The organism is Vibrio mytili (assembly GCF_000830505.1).
GTDB classification, from domain to species: domain Bacteria; phylum Pseudomonadota; class Gammaproteobacteria; order Enterobacterales; family Vibrionaceae; genus Vibrio; species Vibrio mytili.
The window spans coordinates 124,486-147,591 of the sequence record NZ_JXOK01000037.1; the positions used below are offsets into that span (position 1 = coordinate 124,486).

The following is a 23,106-nucleotide window of genomic DNA, read 5'->3' on the forward strand; positions in this document are numbered from 1 at the left end:
GTGCTCCAACCACTTGCATTTTCGAAGCATTTTGACAGAAATGAGATGCGAAAATCCGACGAAACTTTTATCCTAACCCAGTTTTTTAAAGGAAGTTGAATATGATCATCAAACCTAGAATTCGTGGATTCATCTGCACGACAACGCACCCTGTTGGCTGTGAAGCTAATGTAAAAGAACAAATAGCTTACACGAAAGCACAAGGCCCAATTAAAGACGCGCCAAAACGTGTTCTTGTTGTAGGTGCATCAAGTGGCTACGGTCTTTCTTCTCGTATCGCGGCGGCATTTGGTGGCGGTGCAGCAACCATTGGTGTGTTCTTTGAAAAAGAAGGCACAGAGAAGAAACCAGGTACTGCAGGTTTTTATAATGCAGCGGCTTTTGAAAAGTTAGCGCGTGAAGAAGGCCTCTATGCGAAGAGCCTAAACGGCGATGCTTTTTCAAATGAAGCAAAACAGAAGACTATTGATCTGATCAAAGCAGACTTAGGTCAGATTGATATGGTGGTTTACTCTCTGGCTTCTCCAGTACGTAAAATGCCAGAAACGGGTGAAGTCATTCGTTCATCTCTGAAGCCTATTGGTGAGACTTACACATCAACAGCGGTCGATACCAATAAAGATGTCATCATCGAAGCAAGTGTTGAGCCAGCAACAGAAGAAGAGATCAAAGATACAGTAACCGTAATGGGTGGCGAAGACTGGGAACTTTGGATCAACGCGCTTTCTGAAGCGGGTGTGTTGGCGGATGGTTGTAAAACCGTTGCGTACAGTTACATTGGTACCGAGCTGACTTGGCCAATCTATTGGGATGGCGCATTAGGTAAGGCTAAAATGGACCTAGACCGTGCGGCTAAAGCGCTTAATGATAAACTACAAGCAACAGGTGGCAGCGCAAACGTTGCGGTTCTGAAGTCTGTAGTGACCCAAGCAAGCTCTGCAATTCCAGTGATGCCACTGTACATCGCAATGGTGTTCAAGAAAATGCGTGAACAGGGTGTGCATGAAGGTTGTATGGAACAAATCTATCGCATGTTCAGCCAGCGTCTTTATAAAGAAGACGGTAGCGCACCAGAAGTTGATGAGATGAATCGTTTACGTCTTGACGACTGGGAACTGCGTGACGATATCCAGCAACACTGCCGTGAGCTATGGCCACAAATCACCACAGAGAACTTAAAAGAATTGACTGACTACGTTGAGTACAAAGAAGAATTCTTGAAACTATTCGGTTTTGGTGTTGACGGCGTAGACTACGAAGCGGACGTAAACCCAGCAGTAGAAGCAGATTTCATTCAAATCTAATCTATTTGCTAGATATGACAAAGGCGCTCATTGAGCGCCTTTTTTGTGTTTCATGTTTTATGTTGTGTATGCTTGATGGCTTGTCGCTTAACACATCAACTTAAGATAATAAGAATGGTACCTGCTAACGTCATTAAGATATTCGCTATCGCATAAGTGCCGGCGTATCCGAGAGCCGGAATCGTCGATTTCGCATAGTCGTTGACCACATCCATGGCTGGAGCACAAGTACGCGCACCAATGATCGCGCCAAACAACATTGCTCTGTTCATTTTTAGCAGATACGCACCGACAAGATAGGCAAGTGCGACAGGAACCACGCTGACGATAAATGCGAGCCCAATGACCTGAGGACCCACTTGAGTTAAATGCTCGAACATCTTGCCCCCAGCACTTAAACCGATCCCGACCATGAAAAACATGAGACCGAGGTCTTTAACCATGTTTAACGCCCCTTGAGGAACGTAGCCAAAAGTTGGGTGGTTGGCTCTTAAAAAGCCTAGTGAAATGCCTGACAACAGCAGGCCTACAGCGTTACCTAGGCTAAAGGAGACTTGACCGAACGTCATTGTCACCAAGCCAAACATAATCCCTAAAATAAAGAAGCTGCAAAATGCCAGCAAGTCTGCCATTTGACTGTGTATGGAGATAAATCCAATTTTTTCTGCAAGTCCGTGAACTCGGCTCTTCTCTCCACTAACTTGAAGAATATCGCCTTTAGCTAAAACAATGTCTAAGTCCATGGGCATTTCAATTTGTGCACGAACGACTCGGTTTAAAAAACAGCCGAACTCTGAAAGGTTCAAATCAGACAGACGTTTGCCTGCAATAGAGTCGCTTTTTACCACAATTTCTTCTTCAACGATGCGCAAGTCGAGTAGATTACGATCAAAGACTTCTTTACCATGACGAAAGCTTGGATCTAGACGCGCATGACTATCCGGAAAGCCAACTAAAGCAATTTCATCACCTTCTTGTAAAATCGCATCTCCATCGGGGTGGGCGAGGATACCATTACGCCGTATCCGTTCAATATAGCAACCAGTTTGTCGATAAATGCCTAACTCTCTGAGGTTTTTCCCTCCCGTCCAGTCGATCAGTTCTGGTCCTACACGGTACGCACGAATAATAGGCAAATACACTTTTCTTTGACTGTTGTTACCAAGGCCACGCTCTTTTGCGATTTGTTGCGCTGAATCTGATAGGTTTTGTTTTTGCAGTTTTGGCAATAGCTTAGCGAACATGATCATGCTGATTAAACCAACTAAGTAGGCCATTGCATAACCGACAGAGAGGTTTTCCAATACCACTGCAAAATCCATATTTCTTGGAACTGTCGCTAAGCCTGAGTTTAGGGCATCTTGAGCACCTACTAGAACGGGGGTCGCAGTAAGTGCGCCTGCCATCATACCCGCAGAGAGTCCAAAATCGAGCCCAAAATAATGGCTGAGCCCGTAAGTTAAGCTCAAGGCTGACACGAGCACCGTCATACTTAAAATAAAGTAGTGTTTGCCATCTCTAAAAAAGATCCCGAAAAAATTGGGGCCAGCTTCGATACCAACGCAATAAATGAATAGCATGAAGCCAATGGTTAACGCCTCAGCGTTAAAAGAGAAACCAAGATGGCCCATGATAAGCGAAGTAACAAGCACGCCAATGGAGTTACCGAGTTGTAGTTTACCAATACGTATCTTGCCGATAGCAAGACCAATGGCTAATACAAAGAAGATCAAGAGGATAGGGTTTTGTTCTAGAAGTTGTACGACGTCTATGTTCACAGCGTGGCTCGGTAGATTATGTGCCAAAAGATATATTTAAGAACGAATTGTAACCAAATATTCTGAAAAGATAAGTGAATTTTTTAAGTTTTGACATTATTTGATGTAATGCAACTGTTGTAATACTAATCGTAGTAAATAAGTGTTCATTTGAACCAGCTACAATGACCAGTGATTTACTGCGATTAGTATAACGTAAGGTCTGGGTTTAGAGCGGATACAAAAAAAGCCGTTATACACGGCTTTTAAAAATTCACTTGTCTTTTATTACGCTTCGTCGAACAGGCCTAGATGTTCTTTTGCATAGGCTTCGAACTCATCGCAACCGCCAATATGTTCTTGGTCGATAAAAATTTGAGGAACTGTTTCAACAGGCTTGCCTACGGTCTTTTCAAGATCAGCCTTAGAAATGCCTTCTGCGTGGATATCAACATAACGGTAGTTAAAGTCTTCACGTTTTTGTTTTAGTGTTTCTGCATGCTCTTTTGCACGTACACAGAAAGGGCAAGCTGGGCGACCGAAGATAACAACGAACATAATCTTAATTTCTCCTAAACATATTTTTCTAGACAGCGTACACCTGCACAGGAGTATCGAACGCTCCCTTTTGTTGAGATAACTATGCCTTATCCAAATATAGAAATAAAGCAGCAATTGCCTCTCGCTCTCATAGTCAAAACCTATCGGACAAAATCTATACGAGCATTAACGAGCGTGATGTGATTTGACGCATAAAAGCATGTGTATCGTAAGGTTATTGGTAGCAAAGTGGATTTGGTCAACTTTTTTTTTCAGAAAATCATAGCACTCTAGTGAGAGTGGATATTTGGGGAGAAAGTGTATGTTTCAGTTTATGACGGCAACTCGAATTATTTTTGGTGAAGGGGCACTACAGTCGTCGTTATCGGTCATTAATCAATTTGGTTACAGTGTGTTACTGGTGTCAGGACAAGACACTAAAAGAGCTGCGCCGATTTTAGCTTACCTAAAGTCTCAAGGGATGCGTTACCAGCATGTAGCAGTGCGCGGTGAACCCTATATTACCATGGTAGAAGAGACAGCCGTAATAGGTCGTAAATTTCAACCTGATATGGTTATTGCAATAGGAGGTGGAAGCGTCATCGATATGGGCAAAGCACTGGCTGCTATTATTCCAAACTTGGGGGATGTTTATGATTACGTAGAAGTGGTAGGTAGAAATGTGCCTTTAAAAACCAAACCTATTCACTTTATCGCGATACCAACGACTGCAAGCACGGGGGCTGAAGTGACCCGTAATGCTGTATTAAAATCTGGACAAGACCAAGTTAAAGTGAGTTTAAGAAGCCCGGATATGCTCGCTGATGTAGCCATCGTGGACCCTACGTTAACTTATGGAACAGACCAATACACGTCTGGACGTGGGGCGATGGATGCTTTCACTCATCTCATGGAGGCGTATGTCTGCGGAGATCCCAATCCACTCACTGATATGATATGTGAGGAGGGATTGCGTCGTTTGAGCCGCTCGGTCATATCCGCCTGCAAGTATGATGATCATATCGCGCGTTCTGATCTGTCTTTTGCTGCTTTGCTGGGTGGCATGGCGATCACTAACGCAAAGCTTGGAGCCGCACATGGGTTGGCCGCGGCTTTGGGTGGTAAATTGTCTGCACCGCATAGCATTATCACTGCGCGCCTTGCTCCTCATGTGATGAAAGAAAACATTAAAGCGGCAAAAAGGGTCGGCCGTAAAGAGGTGATTGAGCGTTATCGTCGACTCGCACAGCTTGTCACTAAACGCGTCAACGCGAATGAATATGATGGTGTGCTGTGGGTCAATATGATTTTGGATAAGTTAGACATTCCTTTGCTAAGTCGCTTTGGGTTGTGTCAGACATCGTTTGAACAGATAGCCAAAGATGCGCTTAAATCTATCGCCATCAAAGGTAATCCTTTGCCATTGAACGAAGAGAGATTGATTTATATTTTGAAGCAGGTGTGTGAAAACTGTGAAGAAAAAGCAGAGGAGGACGACAATGGAAGTTACGCTGTCGACATCTTAGAGCAGGAGTCGAGATCGAATTTTTCTAGTGTCAATGATTAGTGCTTCTACCTCGAGTCATATCAACCAGAGAAAGCGAAGGAGCAAGTAGTTGTTAAGGCGCAAGTAGTTGTTAAGGCGCAAGTAATAATTAAGGCGTAAGTAATAGTTAAGGCGGGTATACTCTCTGAGTATTGAAGGCCGTAAAGAAAAAGAAAAGGGGAGCTAAACGGAGCTCCCCTTTATACTCTTCACCAATACTGAGTTTAACTAAGCGGTGATCTCACGATCGATCATATCGCTAATATTGACTCAATTTATCGTAACGACTGTCCTTTAGGGCGTCTTTGACTCGCTTTAGGTTTTCGCGGAAACCTGAACCACGGCGGAGTGTAAATCCTGTTGCGAGTACGTCAATCACCGTCATCTGTACAACGCGGCTAGCCATCGGCATATACACGTCTGTATCTTCAGGAATGTCTAAAGTGATAGCTAATGAGCTAGCTTTCTCAAGCGGCGAGTCTTTTGCCGTAATGGCAATAACGGTTGCGCCATTTTCTCGAGCGAGGTTTGCTATTTCTACCTGACTCTTAGTGCGACCTGTATGAGAAATAAGTACGACCACATCATTATCACTGCAGTTGATACAACTCATGCGCTGCATAACGATATCTTCAAAACAGGTAATTGGGATGTTAAAGCGAATAAACTTGTTTTGAGCGTCTCGGGCAACAGAAGATGAAGCACCAAGACCGAAGAACGAAATACGTTTCGCTTGAGTTAGAAGATCCACTGCACGGTTAACTTGCATGGCATCCAAACTGTTTTTTGCTACATCTAAACAGGCCATGGTCGATTCGAAAATCTTATGCGTGTAAGCATCTGGACCATCATCCTCTTCCACGTTGCGGTTAACATATGGCGTTCCGTTAGCCAGGCTTTGTGCCAAGTGAAGTTTGAAATCCGGAAACCCTTTGGTATCCAGACGGCGGCAGAAGCGGTTAACAGTAGGCTCACTCACGTCAGCCATTTTGGCTAACGTTGCAATGCTAGAATGAATAGCAGTTTGTGGAGACGCCATAATTACTTCTGCAACTTTGCGCTCTGACTTACTGAAATTCTCCAGATTTTTTTGAATTTTTTCTAATGTATTCATAGTGTTCACGAGGGTATGCAGAACAACTCGCTGGCTCTGTTAACGTGTGTTTTAGGGGCGTTAACGATAACAACCAGCGCCATAAATGCAGTATAAACCTGATCTTCAATCGGGCTAAACCAATAACGGATACTAATTAGTGAGAATTTGACAGGCCTCAAACAAAATGTTCTAAAAACTACAGAATTGAATGGTGAACCACAGAAGTTTCGCTCTACTAAAGCGATATTAGTGGTTGAGTTACATCAAAAAGAAAGAAATTTTCAATTTTATGTAACTCGAACTTGTCGTTATTGCGCCAAAATATGGGCAGCCAAATCCTGTATTTTTGAGGTCAATATCGGCGCTTGTTGCGCTATCTCTCTTTGCTCATCGAGGACGGCATTGAGTATTTCTGTCGTCGTCAATGGGTTCGCAAGGACAACGCGGAACACTATGGTATTCATGCGTTGCCACTGTGAAGGGTTAAGCCGAGTACGAGAAACAAAAGACTTGCCTGTTTCGCGTTGGCGTTTTTGGATAAATTGGGTCAACTCGTTAAGCAGTTCATTGAGTTGCTCTTGTTGTTTTCCTTCTGCTTTCTCCAGAGCCTCATGAATACGAGGTGGTAGATAGCGATAGGTAAGTAAACACAGCTCAGGCTCAGAAACCAGTTCAAAGTCATCTTGTTGTTTGATGAGATCGGCGAAATAGCGTGCTTTAGCGATACTTTGATCAATGAGCAATTCATAACCTGGTCGGCTGATTATATGCATGGCGGCATAGACCAACATGGCCATTCCAGAGCGTGAGCCTTCCAACGTGTGACTGCCCAAATCTTTCGAGCCTTTACGCAAAATGTACTGTGCATGATGCTCGACGGACTTCATTGCATCGGGGTCTTTAAAGAGCACCATGCCGGCTCCCATCGGGATGTACAGTTGTTTGTGTGCATCAATAGTGACTGAATCGGCCTGTTCAATACCACTCAATAGGTGACGGTGGTGATTAGACATGAGCGTAGCGCCGCCCCAGGCCGCATCGACATGGAAGTGGCAGTCATGTTGACGGCAAACATCCGCGATGTCTTTAAGTGGATCAACACTGCCTGTTTCAGTTGTGCCAGCGACACCGATGACGGCAATGGGCTTGATCTTCTGCTGCTCGAGCTGAACAATTTTTTGTTTCAAATCGTCGACAATGATTCGGTTTTTGCTGTCGGTTTTTACGGGAACTAAACCATCTTGACCTAAACCAAGCACATCTGCGGCTTTCTTTAGCGAATAATGTCCACGCTCTGAAACTAGAACAGCTAGGCCTTGATAGCCATAATGCGTCATGGCTTTGAATAGACCTTCTTTCTCAACGCCTTTGAAGTCATTACGTGCTCTCAACGCTCTATTTCTTGCTACCCAAAGGGCGGTGATATTGGCAATCGTACCGCCTGAGCAAAAAGCGCCAAGTGAGTGATTGGCACTGTGCATCCACTGACTGTAGAACGCATCCGTTTGACCGTAAATTAAACGATGTAGCATGCCTAGAACCTGACGCTCTAACGGCGTAAAAGCTTTCGACGTTTCAATTTTGACCAAGTTTTGGTTTAAGGCGATCATGATCTTCGATAGCGGCATCAAGAAGTAGGGTAACGCCGAGGTCATATGACCAATAAAGCTTGGAGCAGCAGTATGAACAGAATGAGATACAAGCGTATCCAGCAGGTGTTCTGTGTGCTCGGAAACGAATTCAGGTTGTTCGGGGATCTGAGCAGAAGAAAAGTCTTTTTCGATCTCACGTAAAGGCTTTTCTTCTGCCACGATGTGCTCGCGAAGAAATTGATTTAAGTTTCTAGAGAGGCTTTCCTCTATTTTTGTTAACGTTGAGTCTGGACCTTCTGGGACTGTAAAGATCTTCAACAAGCTCTCGAAGTTAACGTCAGCAGTTCTTTGTTCCTTAACCATAGCGAAGAATCATTTCTAGTTATTTTGGTAGTGCAGGCCGAACAATCTAAACTAAAACGGGCGCAAAGTCCCGTTTTTATTAGTAGAGCGAATGCAAGTGAAAAGAAAATAATTAAGAATAGACCTTATTCCCCAAAGAAGCACACGCGACACCCATGCCGTCGCCCAATCATAAGGGAAGCATGGTGACAGTTTATCATTCAGTGCTATTTGAAAGGCGCGACGATGTCGTTACTCACAGTGCTGTTTTTCAATACTTTCTATGGATTGATTGTACTTGTTGAGCGCGGAATCTATCTGCTTTGGGTGGCTGAGCAAATCAGCGAAAGCAGAGCGAAGCTCATAGTTTTTCGGGTGATTAGCTGACTGACGGTCATTGAATGTCTGTTGAGCCGCTTTGCCCAGCGCATCGCTTCTACTCGCGAGCTGCTTCACATCATGTTGCTCAAGCTTCAACCACGCTTCGATGGGTTGCTCTGTCGCAACACGGCTTGGATCGTTAGCTAAAAAGTAATGTACCGCTTCTCGGCTCAATTCAAAGTGGTGTTTGCGGCCTTCAAGAAACCATTGACTCACTTCGTCTAACTCTGGGTATTGGGCAGCGGTTAAATCGACAAGATCCTGATACCACTGTAGAGATGCATCGACGTAACCGTCATATTTATTCGCCAGGCACTGCTGATCCGCGGCAAAAGTAAAAGTAGAGCTAGTTGCGATGAGCGCTGCAACGACAAAGCGTTTCATTCGTTTTCCTTTTAAAGTCTTACCATTATAACTAACCGTTAAGCGTATCCGAGGATAGCGGCTTTCATTTTGTTTTGCTGTATCGTTCCATTTTGCTACCCATTCCATAAGCAAATGGAGGACAAGTGAATATGAAAGCGTGGTCAATGTATTGACCACCTTGATGTTAATCAGGTATTTGAGTTATTGCTGCATTGTAATAGATGTGAAACTGAAAACCTGAGATCTAGCTAGCAAGTGATACAAAGAAAAGCATCATAACGGGTACAAGTAAGCTCAAAATAAAGCCGCTCACGATGGCAATCGGTACGCAGCGTACTCCGCCTGTAGTTTGTATGACTGGTAGCGTAAAGTCCATAGCTGTTGCTCCTGCGTAACCAATAGAAGTCAATGGGTAACTACGGATAAGCAACGGAATGACCACCAAGGCAACAAGCTCACGCATAAGCTCGATCAAGAACGAAGCCCCGCCAAATACGGGACCAAATGCATCTCCCATTAAAATGCCAGCTAATGAATACCAACCAAATCCAGAAGCCATCGCCAATGCTTGATAAAGTGGAAGGTCCAAAATAAAAGAGGCAATGATGCCGCCGAGCATGCAGGTTGCAATGATCACGGCCGCAATGGCCATACCTTGTTTGTTTAATAAGATCTGGCGAAGTGTAAGGCCACTGTTACGCAGTTGGATGCCAATAAAAAACAGCAATAGAAACAATATCCACTCACTTGCTGTGTCAACCCAGCCTAAGCCAATAGGTAAGATAAGTCCGGCAACCAAACCACCGCCAACAACGACGATCAACTTTAGCGATTCCAAAGCCATCGCTGACAAAGGTAGCTTCGTGTGAGTTTGATCGGTTCGAAGGGGAATAATTTTGTCTACGACAGGTAGGGCTAGGAGATTACAAACACTCAAGCAAACAAAAAAAGTGCCTGCATAAAGTAAGATACTTTGTAAATTACTGCCCAAGTTATCTAAGGAGGCCAAACTAAGACCCATCAACGACAAAATGATGTAGATAAGGTAAGAGGTGGATTGGTTGATTCTCTCGAGTATCGATGCACGAGAAATTGGTATTAAATAGCCCACAACCAGTGGTGCGAAAATAAATAGCATCCCTGAGAACATAAAGCTCAATGATTCCTTTTTGAGATCAGTTTAAGAAGGTTATTCCAGACAATCCGCAGCTCATTGTGTGCAATGGACTACGTTCAAAGTATTTGATCATAGTTTGACCTTGCCCATCAAAGCCATCACAGGCCGCTGGCAAACAGAACGTTACTCATTCCGTCCTTAAAGTCATCGTCGCTGAGATTGCTAAGTGCGTACAACACTTCCGCACCCACGATATCGAATTCAACTTCGTGGTCTTCGATCTCTTCATCTTGATTACGGAACATCAACAAGTGATTGGCAATTCGCGCAATATCGAGATAAGAAACCTCTGAACGTGATTCTGTCAATTTCTTGTTTGACGACACTTCGCGGAAATCATTATCGAATCCCCAGCGCTTTAGGACTAAGTTGCTGGTATCCGCGCAGCGCGTTTGAAATATTTGTAGAGCAATCTCCGGGTCAAGGTAGTTCCCGTTGTCGAGATATAAGTGATATTCGTTAATAAGACAAAATAAGCCTATATCGGCTAACAAGCCAACCAACAGCGCTTTTTCTTGCTCTAAATGACCGTAGGTGTCTGGAGATTGCTTTCGAAATTCTTGAACTACCATCACCATCGTTGCACCTAATTCGCGAGAAACGGAGGCACTCTTAACGAGAATCTCATTGCATTCTTTAGTGAGGTTTACTGAATGTTTTAATTGTTCAATTGCTTGGGCTGTCACTATGTCGCGAACCCGCAAAATGCCAAGTCGAGAAACCGCAGTAGTGAGATCATTACAGGTGATATTCCGACGGTTAAAAACAACAGAGTTAGCAACTCGAATGACGACAGCGGCGAGGTCCGGGTCCTCTATTAGACAATTTGCCGTATCGGCAATAGTTGTCGTCTCTTCCAAACACAATTGTTGAATCTTTAGCACAACATCAGGAATGGGAGGCAGAGAGATTTTGCCAGTGGAAATTGATTGTTCCACCAACTGCGCAAATTCAGACTCTAGAGCTAGTATCAGCTTTTCTTTATGATTTGGTAGCCAAAAAAACGATAAATGTTCCATCATGACGTTGTAATTATTAATTTTCGTACAGTGTACCCTTACAAGACATTCATTAGCAACGAAATGCGCATGTCATCCTCGCAATTTCTATATTGATCATAGCGATGGCGTAATTGGGGCATCCGTGGTGGGGTGTATAAAAGTTGCGACTTACTGAGATAAATGTGAAATTAATCACGTATGGAATATATATACTTTTTTATCTGTGAGCTATGTCCTAACTTATTTTTCGTCGTTAAGTATGATTGAGCAGTTGGTGAGCACAAATCACAAAAATATCATCAACAAATGATTATTTATTAAATTCGCTACAAGCTGCTGTTTATCTGGTGACATCGCTAATCGGGGTAATTTATTCAGATTAAAGAGGTCAATGGACATGACAGACCAAGCTTTTTTTAAATACGTACGTAATTTTAGTCACTATCAGAAACGTTCCATGTTCGGTGGTATCGGTTTGTTCAGTGACGACGCCATGTTTGCACTTGTAAGCAACGACTGCTGTTACTTGAGAGGTGGGAACGGGTTAGACGAAGCATTCACTGAACTTAACTGCGATAAATATAAGCACGTTAAACGACAATCGACTGCGACAGTTAACTACTATGACGTGACGGATCTCTTCGAGTCTGGCTTTGCTGGCTTGGATGATCTACTGCAAAAGTCAATTGACTTTTCTGTAAATGAACGCAAATACCAAAAGTCTTCTGCAAGCAGACGCCTTAGAGATTTGCCGAATATGCAATTGACGCTTGAGCGCATGGTTAAAAAGGCGGGAGTTGATGATGTAGAAACATTTCTGCAACTTGGGCCGGTAGAAGTATTCAATAAAGTGAAAGTCGCCTACGGTAATGATGTTGACGTCAAGTTATTGTGGAAATTCGCTGGTGCTATTGATGGTATCCATTGGAAGCTGTTACAAGAACCCCGTAAAAAGCAGTTGCTTTCAATGTGTGAATAGATCAACTTGGGTTCAGATGATGGATTTGTTTGGATGAAGTTGGCGAGTCGCAAAAGTGAGTGTCGAAAGTGGAATAAGGATGTAACTCTTTTGACCACTTCATCTAGGTCAGTCATTGAAGCCTAATTGCATCATTGATAACGTGGTTAGATATTAATTCAGCATAAAAAACCGAGGCCAACTATTTGGCCTCGGTTTTTTATGTTCGCTATGTGTACACTCTAAGTGGTCGTACTAAAACTTAAAGCGTGTAGTTAGCATGATTTGGTCGCCGTAGAAGTCGTTGATACGCGCTTCAGCACCAAGAGAGAATAGCTCTGTTGAATGGAAACGAGCGTAGGCAGAGCCTGTGAAATCATCGTCATCATCGATTGAGACGTAGCCGACTTTACCACCCACTTCTAGTTGAGGACCTAACCATTGGCGAATGCTAGGTTGAGCTCCATACCCATATCTGTGCTACTGGAATGCGTCGGTTGAACAGTGCGAAGCAGCATTTCACCCGTAAGATCTGCCCAGTTGTTGACTGGTGAATGAAAGCCAAAGCCAACAGCAGAGTCGAAATCGTTATCAAACTCAGAGTCAATTCGAGCGACGACGTGTGCATTTGGATGAATCGACTTGCTCATTCCAGCTCCAAACGTCACCGGGCTGACGCCGATACGAGCTTCGAAATAGTCGTAGCTAAAGTTACTCATCGTTGCAGGTGTAGCGGCTAGAGCCTGGCTTGATGCCAGCAATAGGGCAGTGGCTAATAGTGTTTTGCGCATAACTTACGATAAACCTTATTGATTGTATCCATGGATCGCCAGTTTTACTCATCGCAGTCAGGGTTGTGTCATTCTAGCTTGTCAAAGTGCTATTTTTAACCATTGCTTGACGTTGATTCGTATAACCATTTGAACCGTAATCTGATTTGTACGACATCATAATAAAAATGGAGGTCGACGACCAACTCAAATGTGTCGATATTTTGTCAATTTACGTGATAAGTATATTTAAGCAATATTTATGCCTAAATGATATGCAATGCTGTGTTTTGCACAATTGATTTAGCATGCATGTTTACTCCGGGATGTTTTACTCTCCAAAGCTGGCTCTGCGATCTGCCATGGCGGTTAAGATGGCTTCTGCATCCAGTATTTTTGTCCAAGAGAGCAGGTTATCGTCGTTTTTTATCACAAATGTTGTCAGTTGTGAGGTGATGATTTGTCTTAATTCCTCTCCTTTCCACGGCTTAGCGATATAGTAGTCTAGACTTTCATGATTGATTGCTTCAACGGTGTCTTCGAGCCCGGCTTGCCCCGTCAGCAGTACTTTCCGCGCTGACTGAGTGTCAGCGTTTTGGTTCAGCTCTATCAAAAAGCTTATCCCTGTTTGCTCCGGCATAATATGATCACATAATATCAGCGCAAGTTTGACGTCATCCTGTGCCATATCCTCAATGACTTGCCGCGCTTCTGTGACAGACTCGGCGCCTTCTAGAATAAAATTGTCTTCAAATGGTGTGAGATCTTGTAGAACGCTCTCCAACACTGCTCGTTCGTCATCGACGCATAAAATCAGATATTTAGTCATGTTTCACTCCCTCTTCGAAAACCGGTAACCAAACGGACATACAAGTATATTTATTGGGCTCTGAATCAACATCAATCCATCCTTCGTGCGCCATAACGATCTGTTGACAGATGGACAGTCCGATACCTAAACCAAAATTGCCTTCCTTTTTTGTTGTAAAATTGAGCTCAAAAATTGCATTTTTTTGCGAGTCTGGGATGCCACATCCATTATCTTCGAATGAAACCACTGCATATTTACGCTGATTTTTCTCTCTCAATCGAGTTTGTATTGTTAATACCCCTTTGTCGGGGAAAGCATCAATGGCGTTTGAAACAAGGTTCGTCCACACTTGTTGCAGCGCTATAGGTTGGCAGAGGATGCGTGGCAGCTTTGCATAGTCCGTAGTCACTTGGTGCATTTTCAGCTTGTTTTCGAAAATAACCAAGGTATCTTCAATGCCTTCATGAATATCAGCGTAGTGCATACGTTCGTCATCTTGTCGCGCATAACCTTTCAAACTTTTTACCATGTCTGCGATTCGGGCAGCACAGACGTTGATCGAGCGAAGTGAGGAGCCTACTTGGTAATACTGCGACAATATACTCAGTGTTTCGCTCGCTTTTGCTTGTTGATGAGATAACTGGATTAATAGTTCAGCATCTGATTCCAAACCAAGGTTAACCACTTTTTTTGCCAATGCTCGGTCAGATAGAGTAAAACGAAGTTCATTTACTCTTGCTCGAAGCTCCGCGGTAGAAGCAGGGATTGAACGCTGAGCTTTCGATAGTATCTCTATCCCTTTATTCTGTAACGCTTCCGGTGGTGATTCAGCGAGCAAATGCTCAAGTGTGTGGGTCAAATTTTCCACGCCGCGAAGAATCGCAGCGATAGGGTTATTGAGCTCATGAGCTACGCCTGCGACGAGTTGTCCGAGCATGGCCATTTTTTCTCTCTCAATGAGTTGTTGATGGGCGGACTCGAGCGACTCAACGGTTTTCTGTAGCTGCAACTTGGTATTGATGCTGCGTTGTAGGCGACGGTTAAAGTGACGCAACAATAAATTGGTGAAAAGAGGGAGAAGATTCGAATCACTTTGCATGACATTGCGAAAAGTGTTGCGATCCAGTTTTATTACCTCGGTTTTAGTCAGAGTCAATGCAGTAGAGAAGGAGCATTCTCCGGTCACAAAAGACATGCTGCCCACAATATTTCCTTTTGTGTACCGAACCACTTCACGTTGGACACCATGTTCATCACGTTTATATAGGGCAACGTCACCATTGGTGATGAACCATAAGAAACTATTGGGCTCACCTTCTATTGTCAGCAAATGCTCTGGAGAGTAGGTCCGACATGCATTGGTTTCATCACGGGATGCAAAAAAGTGTTCTAATGCACTAATGACCTGCTCAGCCAACTCGTTATCAGACATTGAGTGATAGTCTTGCAGAAACCCTGCTTGATAGGTGCGCATTTGGTTCTCGATGTGAGCTCGCATCAATTTATGCGGGTCGAGTACTTGGCTGTAACTCAGCAGATCTTCGCCACTTTGCCGTAAAATAAACTGAGTCAACTCTTTCTTAACAGTGTTGAACAGGACATTGTCTGGAAGTGGTTTGGTGAGACAGTGATCTAGTCGACCTTCATTTACTGCCGTGAGAATGGCATTGATATCAGAAGAACAACTGATGAGAATTTTTCTGGCGAGTTCAGTATGGGGCGTTCGGTCTAAGCGATAAGAAAATCGACACCATTAAATTCGGCATGATGACTTGCAATAACCAGTGCGACGGTTTGTTCGCGCTCTTCGAAGTACTCTAGCGCGCTATTTGCCTCCTCGATTGACTCAACAGAAAGAATATCGAACTTGCTGGCGAACGCCGATAGCTCCAACCGAAACTGTTCGGCACTGATAGGATTGTTGTCGAGGCACAGTACAGCATAACGATTCAAGGGGGCGGCTCCAATTTAATATACCTGCAATGACATTATCAATAAAATGAGAGAATGAGTGCGAGCTGGGTATGATTCCTAGGGACTGGGTTAAACTAAGCATCAATAGTCTGATTTATCTCAATGTTTTATTAAGATGCTCAAATAAATTCAACTTGTTACTGTGTCTGAAGTTCAAGTCATTCTGGTCGAACTAAGTATCTTGAGGTTATTTGGGTATAAGGTAGACTGAGCACAAACCATTGAAAAGTGACATTATGCAAAACTTAAAAAAAATCGGTGCCATTGGCGGCGCTATTTCTCTGGCGCTTTGTTGGCCCTTGGCTGTGGGGCAAATAGGACAATCCATCATTGAGGACGGCGTCCAAAATCTGGACGACAGTATGCTAAAAGGGGAAGTGGTAGAGTATCAACGCGGTTATCTTTCTTCTGTCGTCTTAACACGTTACACGGTCGTCGATGCCGATCTTAAAGCACTACTAATGAACGACGGCTTGCCGACCACCTTTGATGTCACAAGCGATGTGAGCCATGGTTTAACCAGCCTAACCGCTGATTCTAAGTTGGTTGATAACGATTTTCTTCCTCTGTCGATGCATAGCCAAACCCAGCTCAATGGCAACACGGCATTTACTCTCAATTTAGACAGCTGGCATTACCGTAACGAAACACAAGGTGTCTCTGTTTCCACCAGCCCAGCACAAGTAACTGGCGATGTAACAGTACTTGGCGACATTAATTATCAGGTGTCGGTTCCTTCCGTACAGGTTGATTTTGTCAATGGCGAAGAGTTACACCTCAACGCACTCACAGGGAAGGGTAAAGGAAAGCAAGTGAAAGGGTACTGGCTGGGTGAGCAAACATTTAATTTAGAGAAATTGGATGTGGTTGACTCAACATTAACACCAGTCTTTTTCATTGAAAATGCAAGCTACACTGGCAATACAGGTACGGATGAGTCTGGTGAGAAGCTAAGCAGTCAACTAAATCTAGAAGCCCAAAAACTGCGTTTGACTGATGGTACAGATGTCGATGACTTTAAACTTGATTTTGCTATCAGGGACGTTGATAGCCAGTCATTTGATCAAATCATGTCAATTTATCAAAATACTCCTGTGCTTGATGAGCAAGATGTGTCGCGTTTGTTGCCGCACATCGACACACTATTTAGCAAAGGCTTTAATTTGTCTGTCAATGAGCTATCGCTTGCTTTCGGAGAGGGTAAGTTTCATAACGAATGGCAACTGTCTATCCCTGAAGGAACTGACAATGTTACCCAAGATCCAATGAAGCTAATGAACGCGACCAATGGAATGCTGAGTACTTATTTCTCAGATGCGTTAGTCGAGCGTTACCCATTCATTCAAGAAAGTATCGATGAGTTGTTAATCATGGAGCTCATCAATAAAACTGATGACGGTTACGAGCTAAAAGCCCAAATTAGTGACGGAAAATTGAAATTTGAAAACGGGCATGAGTTGCCTCTACTCGCACTAATAATGCCAGCTTTGATGCAAAAATAGAGTATTTTTTGTCTGAGCCTATATTGTTTAAGTACTTATCCAAGAAAAAGAGGTCGTAGGACCTCTTTTCTTGTTTTTATAAGCTCTAAAACGTGATATTAATCTCGTAATATTTACGTAGCAGGAGCAATGAGCATCATGGAACAAAATACGGACAGCGTATTTAACTTCAGTGCAGGACCAGCCGGTCTGCCAAAAGCAGTTATGCAACAAGCACAAAAGGAACTTGTGGATTGGCAAGGTCTTGGAACCTCGGTGATGGAAATCAGTCACCGAAGCAAAGAATTCATTAAAGTTGCTGAAGAGGCAGAGCAAGATCTTCGAGATCTGCTTAACGTGCCAGACAACTATAAAGTACTGTTTTGCCAAGGTGGTGCTCGTGCTCAGTTTGCCGCTGTTCCATTAAATTTGTTGGGTGATGCAACGACTGCAACATACATTGATGGCGGTTATTGGGCGGAAAGCTCGGTAGCCGAAGCCAAAAAATACTGTCAGCCAGACGTTTTTAACGCTAAAACTGAGATTGACGGTAAACTGGCTATTTTGCCAGCGAGTGACTGGAAGATCGCACCAGATGCGGCATATGTTCATTTTTGCCCAAACGAAACTATTGATGGTATTGAAATCAATGATCTACCCGTGACGGACAAGCCAATTGTTGCCGATATGTCCTCAACAATTTTATCGCGTGAGATTGATGTATCCAAGTACGGTGTGATTTATGCTGGCGCGCAGAAAAATATCGGCCCTTCAGGTATCTCTATCGTTATCGTACGTGATGATCTACTCGGCATGGCTAAGCAAGTATTGCCAACCATTTTAGATTACACTGTGCTTGCTGAAAAAGACTCTATGTTTAACACGCCACCGACATTTGCTTGGTATCTATCAGGTCTAGTATTCAAATGGCTTAAAGATCAAGGCGGTGTAAAGGGGATTGAAAAAGTGAACCGTGAAAAAGCGGCGTTACTTTATGATTATATTGATCAGTCTGATTTTTACCGCAACGAAATCCATCCGGTAAACCGTTCACTTATGAATGTCCCTTTCCAATTGGCTAAACCAGAGCTTGATGCGACGTTTCTTCAGCTCGCTGATGAGAAGGGCTTAAAAGCGTTGAAAGGACATAGAGCTGTCGGTGGTATGCGTGCATCTATTTACAATGCGATGCCGTTAGCAGGTATTCAAGCTCTTGTTGATTTTATGAAAGAGTTTGAACAAGCACACGCTTAATATCCATCGCAGTTATTCACTGAGATAAGTAAGAAAGAAAAAGCGCCGTAATTTACGGCGCTTTTTTAGTTTTCAATGTTCTCAGGTGACACTTTCCAACGGTGAATTTTTCAAGGAACGATGCCTTCAAGGAGCAATGGTTTTCACGGAACGCTTGTAGTCGAAACTTATCATTTCCCAGAGCATACTGTTTTACAAGGACTGCCACAGCTGGTGGTAACGACCTTGTTGAGCGATTAACGTTTCATGATTGCCTTGCTCTATAATCTCACCTTGCTCCATCAAGCAAATGTTGTCCATATTCTCCAAACCTATCAATCGATGGGTAATAAAAACAACGGTCTTGTTAGCAAAATGGACATCGAATAGCGTCATGATTTTTTGCTCTGTTCGTTTGTCTAAACCTTCCGTTGGCTCATCTAAGAGTAGAATAGGGGAGTCACGTAGTAGAGCGCGAGCGATCCCGATTCGACGCTTCTCTCCACCGGAGAGTTGTCGTCCTCCATCTCCCAGCCAAGCATCTAATCCCGGCTGTTCTAAGAGTTCTCCTAGTTCTACTTTCGCCAAAATATCAGCAAGTTGCTCATCGGTCGCTGTTGGTGCGGCCAAAAGCAAATTGTCACGCAGTGTCCCATTGAGTACATCGACACGTTGACTAACAACCGTGATCGCAGCACGGAGGTCTGGCTCGCTCCAGTTTTTAAGTGGGACGCCACCAATAAGAATGTCACCTTGATTTACGTCCCAGTAGCGGCAAAGTAGCTGGATCAACGTAGACTTTCCAGATCCCGTTTGCCCAACTATCGCGGTCTTACTGCCGTTCATGAGTGACAATGATAGTGCTTTAAGGACCTTTTGTTGACCATCAGGGTAAGTGAAGTCGACGTTGTTAAACTGGATGTTCAGTGGTGCATGGCTGTGTTGTGATTTGAGCGGAAATTCCACCTCTGGCTTAGCGAGAATGATCTCGTTCAACCGACGTGCAGAAGTCAGTGTCTGACCTAAGTATTGAAACGCGCCCGCTATTGGCATGAGTATTTCAAAGCTCGCCATGGTTGCAAAGGCGAACAACGCGATCCAAGGGTCGGGCGCTCGTCCACCGACGCCATCCGCCGCAAACCACAACACAGCAACCAATGTTAAGCCATTGACCAGCAATAATAAGCCTGATGCCATACCTGTGAGGTTCGCGTTCACGAATTGGTTTGAGAGTAACTGATGTTGTTTTTCCAAGATACGGCTACGGTAACGCTCTTCGGCACCAAAGATACTTAATTCACTATAGCCTTGCAGCCAATCAAGTGTCGCAATACGAAGTTGCGCTTTATTCTGCGTCAGATGTTCGCCATTACGTTTTCCTAGCTTGTAAAAGAGCACGGGCCAGACAAATAGCATGATGGTGAGAATAGCACCCAATAATAGTGCTAAATGCCAATCGAAAAACGTCAGAACAGCGGTTAAACACAGTATGCCGAGTGCGCCAATGACGACGGGGCTGATTAGACGCAGATAGACATGATCCATTGCGTCGATATCTGCAACTAAGCGGTTAAGAAGGTCTGCATCGCGCAAGTTGCCAATACGACCTGGAATCAACGGAGTCAGCTTCTGAAAGAAGAAAATACGCAAGTCCGTTAATAGCTTAAATGTCGCGTTATGGCTCACAACGCGTTCACCCCAACGACCTGCTGTTCGGGACATTGCCGCGCCTCGAACGCCAGCGCCAGGCAACATATAGTTGAAGGTTTCGCGCGCAATAGTCAAACCTGCGACGGCTGCAGCGGATATAAACCAACCTGATAACGTCAACAATCCGATGGATGCCGCTAGTGTAAGAAACGCCAGAAGCATGCCAAGAGAAAGTCCAAACCAATGTTTTTTATACAGTTTTAGATAAGGGAGTAATTCACGCATCTAAGTTCCCCTTGTCTGATTGTTGATGGGCTACGTTCGACTCCAACATTTCTTTAAACAGTCCGTCCTCTGTGGACAGCGCTTGATAACTGCCACGCTGTACGATCGTGCCGGATTGCATCACCAAGATTTGATCAACGTTTTGTAGCGGTGTCAATTGGTGAGTAATCATTAAATTCGTCGACGTTTGAGTGTATTTATTGATGCCATCCATGACTAATTTTTCACTCCGTGCATCCAAGCTCGCGGTGGGTTCATCGAGAAGCCAAAATCGTCCATTCTGCAACATCGCTCGCGCGAGCGCTAAACGTTGAGCTTGACCGACTGATAGACCACCAGAACGATCGGAGATTGGATAGTCCAAGCCATGCATATTGACGAACTCAGTTGCATGCGCATCTTCTAGAACGCTGTTGACTTGACTGTCTTGAATGCCTTGCTTTCCTAGTGTGATGTTATCGCGGATATTGCCATGCAAAAGGGTCGGGTTCTGACCTATCCAGCTTATGGTTGAACGCCAAGTACTTAAGTCGAGCAGAGAAAGTTCGTAGCCGTTAACTTTTAGACTACCTTGATATGGCATAAAACCAAGAATCGTATTTACTAAGCTGGTTTTTCCGGCACCACTTGGTCCGACGATAGCGGTACTTTTGTTGGCTTCTAGTTGAAAAGAAACCGGCCCGACAAGTTGTTTACCTTCTGGACTAAAAATGATCAAGTCGTTCGCTTCTACTTGAATAGGGCCCGTAGTATCCAATGTTTGACTGCCATCTTTAACGTGGTCCACTTCAAGGTTTAGAAACTCGACAATATTTTCTGCTGCACCTACCGCTTGCTGTTTCGCGTGATAGAAGGTCCCTAAATCACGTAAAGGTTGATAAAACTCAGGCGCAAGGATGAGAATGAAAAGCCCAGAAAACAATGTCACAGTGGCCCCGTAATACCCAAAGTTTAACTCGCCGATGTAACTAAATCCGAAGTAAACGGCGGTAATCGCGATAGAGATAGAAGTAAAAAACTCGAGTACAGCTGAAGAGAGAAATGCAATTTTGAGTACTTCCATCGTACGAGTACGAAATACTTCTGATGCGCCTCTCATGACCTCGGTTTCTGATTCTACTCGGTCAAATAGTCGAATTGTTGTCAGTGCTTGTAGCCGATCATAAAAATGACCAGATAGGCGCTGCATTGCTTTAAAGTTTTTTCGGTTCGCTTCTGCCGCTTTTCTGCCGACCAAAGCCATGAAGATCGGCACTAGAGGTGCGGTCAGTAGGAAAATTAAACCCGCAGCCCAGTTGACGGGGAATACCACAATCAGAATGATAAAAGGCACGAAAACAGACAGTGACATCTGAGGCAAATAGCGTGAGAAAAAGTCCTGCATGTCTTCCACTTGTTCAAGCAGTAGGGTTGCCCAACTGCCCGCTGGTCTACCTTTGATATAGGCAGGACCGAGCTTATGGACTTTATCTAAAATAAGCTGGCGAATATATACTCGGATCTGCTCTCCGCAGCGGTAACCTGCGACTTCACGACCCCAACTACATGCTGCGCGACCTATTACCGCTCCAATCAAGCCGCCGAAGTACCAAATGAGTTCACTTTTATCGACTTGTTCGATGATAAGTTGGTGAAGAATGGAGGCGAGCAGGGCTGCTTGAGCCAATAAAAACACGCTTGACAGTACGCCTAGGCCGATAGCAATCATAAGCCAGCGTTTGGCTAACTTACTTTGTTGCTTCAGCCACTTGTTCAAGCTGCTTTGCTTTTTCTTATCCATTATGAAGGCTTAATATTCATTGTGTTATTGAGGGGGTAGTATACAAAATAAAACCCAGCGGGAATACCGCTGGGTTTTAAGGTTATGGCATAAAATGACGAGTTACTTATCGTTTAGTGCGTCCAAAAACCGTTCTGCATCTAATGCAGCCATACAGCCAGTTCCGGCGGAGGTAATTGCTTGGCGATAGTTATGATCCATTACGTCACCAGCGGCAAATACGCCGGGGATGCTGGTTTGAGTGGCGTTGCCGTCTAGGCCTGATTGAACGATGATGTAGCCATCTTTCATCTCCAATTGCCCTTCAAAGATCTGCGTATTGGGCTGGTGGCCAATCGCAATGAAGGCACCCATGACATCGATGTCTTCCGTTGAGCCGTTCTTCACATCTTTAATGCGGACACCGGTAACCCCCATGTCATCGCCAAGAACTTCATCAAGAGTACGATCGGTATGAAGGACAATATTGCCGCTCTCTACTTTATCCATTAAGCGGTTGACTAAAATCTTCTCAGCTCGGAATGAATCGCGACGGTGAATTAGGTGAACTTCTGATGCAATATTTGAAAGGTAAAGCGCTTCTTCAACGGCAGTGTTACCACCACCAACCACGGCCACTTTCTGATTCCGGTAAAAGAAGCCGTCACAGGTAGCACACGCTGATACACCACGTCCCTTAAAGGCTTCTTCTGAATCCAGTCCAAGGTATTTCGCGGATGCGCCGGTAGAAATGATCAATGCGTCACAAGTGTATTCACCAGAGTCACCTTTAAGGCGAAACGGACGTTGGGTGAGTTCTACTTGGTTAATATGATCGAAGACGATTTCTGTCTCAAAACGTTCTGCATGTTCTTTCATGCGTTCCATCAGGTCAGGACCAGTCAAACCTTCAGCATCGCCCGGCCAGTTTTCAACTTCGGTAGTTGTGGTCAACTGACCACCTTGTTGCATTCCGGTCACCAGTACTGGATTTAGATTAGCACGCGCTGCATACACGGCAGCGGTATACCCCGCTGGACCAGAACCAAGAATTAATAGTTTACAATGTTTTACGTCGCTCAT

At 44.2% G+C, this 23,106-nt stretch carries 16 protein-coding genes and 2 pseudogenes; 5 read left to right on the forward strand and 13 right to left on the reverse strand.

The annotated features are described in order from the left end of the window. The first annotated feature begins 101 nt into the window (after positions 1-101). The gene (gene fabV / locus SU60_RS10640; RefSeq protein ID WP_041155482.1) at positions 102-1,304 is read left to right on the forward strand and encodes an enoyl-ACP reductase FabV; all 1,203 of its coding nucleotides are present in this window, start codon (positions 102-104) and stop codon (positions 1,302-1,304) included. 95 nt (positions 1,305-1,399) lie between these two features. Here the strand turns inward: fabV and SU60_RS10645 are convergent, their stop codons facing one another. Further along, positions 1,400-3,082, reverse strand: a complete 1,683-nt coding sequence (locus SU60_RS10645; protein ID WP_041155483.1) for an aspartate:alanine antiporter — start codon at positions 3,080-3,082, stop codon at positions 1,400-1,402. A gap of 267 nt (positions 3,083-3,349) precedes the next feature. Further along, complete coding sequence (locus tag SU60_RS10650; protein ID WP_041155484.1) at positions 3,350-3,619, reverse strand: GrxA family glutaredoxin; 270 nt, start codon at positions 3,617-3,619, stop codon at positions 3,350-3,352. Positions 3,620-3,923: 304 nt separating this feature from the next. On the opposite strand from SU60_RS10650, the gene SU60_RS10655 reads away from it, so the two are divergent. After that, positions 3,924-5,168, forward strand: a complete 1,245-nt coding sequence (locus SU60_RS10655) for an iron-containing alcohol dehydrogenase (protein WP_041155485.1) — start codon at positions 3,924-3,926, stop codon at positions 5,166-5,168. Positions 5,169-5,406: 238 nt separating this feature from the next. Here SU60_RS10655 and SU60_RS10660 read toward each other — a convergent pair whose 3' ends face one another. From SU60_RS10660 to SU60_RS10680, 5 genes are all read right to left on the reverse strand, one after another. Continuing rightward, entirely contained in the window at positions 5,407-6,261 is an 855-nt protein-coding gene (locus SU60_RS10660) for a MurR/RpiR family transcriptional regulator (RefSeq protein ID WP_041155486.1), read from the reverse strand. Positions 6,262-6,551: 290 nt separating this feature from the next. Further along, entirely contained in the window at positions 6,552-8,198 is a 1,647-nt protein-coding gene (gene panP / locus SU60_RS10665; protein WP_041155487.1) for a pyridoxal-dependent aspartate 1-decarboxylase PanP, read from the reverse strand. Positions 8,199-8,429: 231 nt separating this feature from the next. Continuing rightward, positions 8,430-8,942, reverse strand: a complete 513-nt coding sequence (locus SU60_RS10670; protein WP_041155488.1) for a hypothetical protein — start codon at positions 8,940-8,942, stop codon at positions 8,430-8,432. Between the two features lie 226 nt (positions 8,943-9,168). After that, positions 9,169-10,074, reverse strand: a complete 906-nt coding sequence (locus tag SU60_RS10675) for a LysO family transporter (protein WP_041155489.1) — start codon at positions 10,072-10,074, stop codon at positions 9,169-9,171. Between the two features lie 125 nt (positions 10,075-10,199). After that, positions 10,200-11,120: an HDOD domain-containing protein gene (locus SU60_RS10680; RefSeq protein WP_041155554.1), complete on the reverse strand. Its 921-nt coding sequence runs from the start codon at positions 11,118-11,120 to the stop codon at positions 10,200-10,202. Between the two features lie 373 nt (positions 11,121-11,493). Here SU60_RS10680 and SU60_RS10685 point away from each other — a divergent pair, with 373 nt between their 5' ends. After that, complete coding sequence (locus tag SU60_RS10685) at positions 11,494-12,081, forward strand: TfoX/Sxy family DNA transformation protein (RefSeq protein WP_041155490.1); 588 nt, start codon at positions 11,494-11,496, stop codon at positions 12,079-12,081. Positions 12,082-12,315: 234 nt separating this feature from the next. Here SU60_RS10685 and SU60_RS10690 read toward each other — a convergent pair. The 3 genes and pseudogenes from SU60_RS10690 to SU60_RS10700 form a co-directional block, all read right to left on the reverse strand. Next, a pseudogene (locus tag SU60_RS10690) lies at positions 12,316-12,851 on the reverse strand (hypothetical protein). 310 nt (positions 12,852-13,161) lie between these two features. Continuing rightward, positions 13,162-13,659: a response regulator gene (locus SU60_RS10695; RefSeq protein ID WP_041155491.1), complete on the reverse strand. Its 498-nt coding sequence runs from the start codon at positions 13,657-13,659 to the stop codon at positions 13,162-13,164. Continuing rightward, positions 13,652-15,594, reverse strand: a pseudogene (locus SU60_RS10700) (ATP-binding protein). Before SU60_RS10700 ends, SU60_RS10695 begins: the two are co-directional and overlap by 8 nt. Before the next feature lie 257 nt (positions 15,595-15,851). On the opposite strand from SU60_RS10700, the gene SU60_RS10705 reads away from it, so the two are divergent. Then, positions 15,852-17,117 carry a DUF945 family protein gene (locus tag SU60_RS10705; protein ID WP_041155492.1) on the forward strand — a complete coding sequence of 422 codons (1,266 nt, stop codon included), beginning with the start codon at positions 15,852-15,854 and terminating at the stop codon, positions 17,115-17,117. 138 nt (positions 17,118-17,255) lie between these two features. After that, positions 17,256-18,350 (forward strand): 3-phosphoserine/phosphohydroxythreonine transaminase, encoded by a 1,095-nt coding sequence (serC, locus tag SU60_RS10710; RefSeq protein ID WP_041155493.1) that lies wholly within the window; start codon positions 17,256-17,258, stop codon positions 18,348-18,350. A 192-nt stretch (positions 18,351-18,542) separates the two neighbouring features. Here the strand turns inward: serC and cydC are convergent, their stop codons facing one another. From cydC to trxB, 3 genes are all read right to left on the reverse strand, one after another. Continuing rightward, positions 18,543-20,264, reverse strand: a complete 1,722-nt coding sequence (gene cydC, locus SU60_RS10715; protein ID WP_041155494.1) for a heme ABC transporter ATP-binding protein/permease CydC — start codon at positions 20,262-20,264, stop codon at positions 18,543-18,545. Beyond that, the gene (cydD, locus tag SU60_RS10720) at positions 20,257-22,044 is read right to left on the reverse strand and encodes a heme ABC transporter permease/ATP-binding protein CydD (protein ID WP_041155495.1); all 1,788 of its coding nucleotides are present in this window, start codon (positions 22,042-22,044) and stop codon (positions 20,257-20,259) included. Before cydD ends, cydC begins: the two co-directional genes overlap by 8 nt. 102 nt (positions 22,045-22,146) lie before the next feature. Beyond that, positions 22,147-23,106: a thioredoxin-disulfide reductase gene (trxB, locus tag SU60_RS10725; RefSeq protein WP_041155496.1), complete on the reverse strand. Its 960-nt coding sequence runs from the start codon at positions 23,104-23,106 to the stop codon at positions 22,147-22,149.